Raw genomic sequence first — 3,459 nt, forward strand, 5'->3', positions numbered from 1 at the left:
GTAATACCATTTTTCTAAAATCGTGCAACATTCTTTGACCCCCCCTAGCCCCCCCGATGCTTTGGGGGGGGACAAGAATACTGTTGCATTCTTTTTTAAAATTGGTATAAGTCGTTGCAATACATACAAATTCTACTCCCAGCGGACTAGGAGAAGATAATGTTGATATTATTGTTGAGGTTTCAGTTAACTCAACATTCAAAATTTTTAAGCTGCGATACTCTCTGAAAATTCATCTTCGTAAATGGTGAGAGCTGAAGGCTGACACCGTTTGATGCGGATGCTTACTCTTTTTGCTCCTTCGCTTTCCAAATCTTCGAGATAGCCCGGAGTATGACTGGAGGCTTCTTTGTCGGTGTCGAAGGGGCCAAAATAATAGGTACAGCGAGGCAAATCTGTGACGATTTCTACCCACCATTTTTCGGGTCTGCGGGAGTAGGGCGCAGCAAGCACGGACAAGACTCCGATGTAGATACAAAATAAATAAAATCCGAGCATTTTTCCTCTTTTGGGGTTATTTATTTTCTATTGGACTTATGCTTGTGAACCGGGTTTTAGGATACGTTAGATGTTGCAGAGTATCTCTCAAGAAACGGGGTTTCTCTTGTCCTGCGCGCAAATCTTGTTATAAATTTATCAAGGCAATTGGTGCGATCGCCTCGATCTAAGTGCTGATTTTGAGGTGAGATATAAAATCCTAGGGAATAAGCTATTTTGTATTTAATTTTAAGCTCGATCGCGCGCTATAAATTGTCACGAGAGTTTAAGTATTGAGTAGCTGGCAATTTATACCAATTTCATAAAGTAGCGCTAGATATTACGGGAGCATCTCACTTTTGCAGCCAAGCTATAAATTGAAGGCAGGAGACAGGAGACAGGAGACAGGAGGAAAGAGGAAGAAAGAAGGAGTCAAAAGAAGTGTTTTTACAAATATGAGATGCTCCCGATATTACCCCCCCAACCCCCCCGCGACTTCGGGGGGGCTAAGACTTCATCTATAGCACATCTTTAGAAAAATGGTATGACTTTACGTTAGCACCGCCACAGTTTAAAAAACTGTGGCTAAAATAGCAAAACCCGCCGCGGCGGGTTGTTTTGTTAAGCTATAAAATTATTCCAACAAATCTGATTTGTCGGCCCGCATCAGGAGGCTGAGGTTTAAGGCTTGCCTTTGGGGAACTGTTCGATGCCAGCCCAACCGTAAAAAACTAGCTCGTCGTTTTGAACTCGGCAGCGGTCTACTCGCAGTTGAGTGCCTTCTAAGGCAAATTTGTCTAAGTCTAGCAAGTTATTTACGTGGGCAATTATAGCTTTACCCAAGTCTACTGCTTGCTGGTCGCCTCCGTATGTAACGCTGACAAATTGGATTTTGCGTCGGTCTTCTACTTGCAATTGAGCTGTAATATCTATGTTGACTGGTTCGCTGGCATCGCCTACGGCAATTTCGGACTGCAGCCTAATTGATTTGTCTGTTCCGAAGCTGACTTCTGTGTTTTGAAAGTGCAGAGATTGCTCTTGATATTTCAGCTTCTGGAGTTTTTCAACTACAAAAGGTGTGTTGAATGAGGTGGTTAAATCCGATCGACTTAAGACTACTCGCATATTTGCCTGGGTAGGCTGCCGCAATTTCACGCTGCCTGCAAAAATCGCCCCAAAATCAATGGAGAGTGCTTGCAGGTAGAGTTCCATCACTTCTATGCGAAGGCCGTTGTACATCAACATACCTTTGCCAATGAAGTCGAAACCGTCGATGCTTCCCTGCAATAGTTTGGCTACTGGTTCGACTCGGATGTTGGCTTCGGCCTTTTCCGAACTTTTGAATAAGGCCGCTATCGCAGCTCCTGCTACTTTGCTGACAAGGCGATCGCCACTTTGACCTTGAAAGGATGTGCTAAACAAAGCTGCTACCATTTATGCGTTTGCTGATCTAATGTCGCTATTATAACCTCCCATTAAGAAATGTTAAAATAGCTTGTGCTTATTTACTTTATAAGCATATCTTGTTTTCGATCTGCCTAGAAAGGAATATATTTGAAATTTAAGGACTCAGGGGGGTGCCTTGGAGACAGGCGCGATCGAGCAAAGCTCCATCCCAAATGGTTTGTTCGATCGCCGCACAGAGCAAATTAGCCCCCGTCAGGTTAGCCCCGCGCAGTACAGCTCCATTCAAGATGGCTTCTTCCAAATCAGCGCCGGACAAATCAGCACCGGACAAATTAGCATGGCTCAAATCAGCAGATTGCAAAATTGCCCGAACCAAAGCTGCGCCGCGCAAATCGGCACCGCGAAAATCGACACCGCTCAAATCCAAATTGCCCATCGCAGCGCCTGTCAAAAAAGCACCCCCAAAACTTGCCTCGCGCAATAAAGCATTAGCAAAGGAAGCTCCGCGCAAATCGGCATTCCGAAAATCTGCGCCCCGCAAATCTGCGCCGCTCAAGTCAGCGCCGCGGAGGTTTGCTCGCAGTACCGCCCGCTGCAAATTAGCGCCGGCGAGATTAGCTCCTGTCAAGTTGGCTTGAGACAAGTCAGCACCGGCGAGATCGGCTCCCGCTAAGTCGGCGCCAGCTAAATCTGTGCCGGCCAACATCTGAATTTTGCCTTTGCGTATAGCTTCGAGGTCATTAGTCATTAGTCAGTTGTCAGTTGTTGGTTGTCAGTTGTTGGTTAACAGTCAACAGTCAACAGTCAACAGTCAACAGTCAACAGTCAACAATCCAGTGATTCTATAATGCCGGGGCGGCTGCGGTCGTTCGATCGCCCGATTCTTCCAACCAGACATTCGGCAGTTGGCTGGGGCGATTCGGTAACTCCATCAAACCCATTTCGGCGAGTCTGACGACGTTGCTGAGAGTTTCCACCAAAGCCGGATCGAAGCGAGTACCCGACTCTTGGCGGCACTGTTCCAAAGCTGCGCTCAAACTCAAAGCCTGACGATCGCCCCGCGGTTGAGTCAATTCTTGAAAATAAGCGACCAACCCCAAAATCCGCGATGCAACGGGTATGTCTTCGCCTCGCAAACCTTCGGGTCTGCCGCTGCCGTCCCATTTTTCGAGTTCGTGCTTGACAATTTCTGCTACAGGTGCTAGTTCCGGCATTGCTTGCAACAGTTGGGAACCGATGAAACTGCGATCGCGCCAAAATGAGAAAGTTGCTTGGTCAAAAGCATCGGGAGTGCGATCGAATACTTCATTTGGGGCCGAAACCAAGCCGATTCTAAACAGCAATCCGGCCAGCCGCAGCCTCCGCAACTGCAAAGCCGGCAAATCCAGCAGTTGACCCAAAGTTTCTGACAAAGCCGCCACCTGCAAAGAAGCTGCGGGATTTGAGCGATCGCGTTCGTCCACGCGCTGGGCCATCCGCAGAAAAGCTTGCAGTTTGTTAGCGTTCAAATTGCGGCTGACGCGCAAAGCTTGACCTTCCAATTCCCACAAATCGCGGGTTTGGCGGTTAATTGCT

5 protein-coding genes are annotated in these 3,459 nt (G+C 47.4%); all 5 read right to left on the bottom strand.

Features of this window, described 5'->3' with window-relative positions; translation table 11 throughout:
- A partial coding sequence (locus WBA89_RS04110; RefSeq protein ID WP_424404259.1) for a hypothetical protein occupies positions 1 to 202 on the bottom strand: 202 nt, incomplete at its 3' end.
- A 5-nt stretch (positions 203 to 207) separates the two neighbouring features.
- Complete coding sequence (locus WBA89_RS04115; protein WP_424404260.1) at positions 208 to 498, bottom strand: DUF1816 domain-containing protein; 291 nt, start codon at positions 496 to 498, stop codon at positions 208 to 210.
- A 660-nt stretch (positions 499 to 1,158) separates the two neighbouring features.
- Positions 1,159 to 1,911, bottom strand: a complete 753-nt coding sequence (locus tag WBA89_RS04120) for a DUF2993 domain-containing protein (RefSeq protein WP_424404261.1) — start codon at positions 1,909 to 1,911, stop codon at positions 1,159 to 1,161.
- A 127-nt stretch (positions 1,912 to 2,038) separates the two neighbouring features.
- Complete coding sequence (locus WBA89_RS04125) at positions 2,039 to 2,632, bottom strand: pentapeptide repeat-containing protein (protein ID WP_424404262.1); 594 nt, start codon at positions 2,630 to 2,632, stop codon at positions 2,039 to 2,041.
- Positions 2,633 to 2,726: 94 nt separating this feature from the next.
- Positions 2,727 to 3,459, bottom strand: a 733-nt coding sequence (locus tag WBA89_RS04130) for an HD-GYP domain-containing protein (protein WP_424404263.1), incomplete at its 5' end; no start/stop codon positions are given.

The sequence above is a fragment of the Microcoleus sp. genome (assembly GCF_049646505.1).
Taxonomy (GTDB): domain Bacteria; phylum Cyanobacteriota; class Cyanobacteriia; order Cyanobacteriales; family Microcoleaceae; genus Microcoleus.

Coding starts and splice junctions, on each gene's coding strand:
- WBA89_RS04115 (WP_424404260.1), bottom strand. CDS start 498: ATGCTCGGATTTTATTTATTTTGTATCTACATCGGAGTCTTGTCCGTG.
- WBA89_RS04125 (WP_424404262.1), bottom strand. CDS start 2,632: ATGACTAATGACCTCGAAGCTATACGCAAAGGCAAAATTCAGATGTTG.
- WBA89_RS04120 (WP_424404261.1), bottom strand. CDS start 1,911: ATGGTAGCAGCTTTGTTTAGCACATCCTTTCAAGGTCAAAGTGGCGAT.